The sequence below is a fragment of the Pontibaca salina genome (genome assembly GCF_016307205.1).
Classification (GTDB): domain Bacteria; phylum Pseudomonadota; class Alphaproteobacteria; order Rhodobacterales; family Rhodobacteraceae; genus Pontibaca; species Pontibaca salina.
This window is the reverse complement of record NZ_JAEIJD010000041.1, coordinates 1-320: the sequence shown is the minus strand read 5'-3', so window position 1 is coordinate 320 and position 320 is coordinate 1. Positions and strand designations below refer to the sequence as shown.

1 protein-coding gene is annotated in these 320 nt (G+C 64.4%); it reads right to left on the bottom strand.

The window, feature by feature from the left end; all coding sequences use genetic code 11:
- A partial coding sequence (locus JAO82_RS14200; RefSeq protein ID WP_198687042.1) for a DUF1349 domain-containing protein occupies positions 1 to 320 on the bottom strand: 320 nt, incomplete at both ends.

Here is a 320-nt window from a genome sequence, read left to right as displayed (position 1 = left end):
GCGGCCACGTCGATGGTCAGCACGCTGTCGGGCAGCAGGTCAAAGGCATCGTCCACCGCCACCGGAGGCTGGTTCTCCGGGGTGAAACTGCCATCTTCATCGGCGATCGGATCGCTGGCGAACTCGACATAATCAACCCGCGCGGTATAGCCGTTGGCCTGTCCCACATTGCCCGCAAACACCCCCGCCGAGGTCACCGCCAGATTGTGACTGACACTGCCCGCGGTGGTCCAGCTCACCCCGTCCTGCGAATAGTCAAAGGTCCACAGATCGCCGGTCCGCTCGACCCGCAGATAGGGCGCGTTGCCGCCCGGAATCAC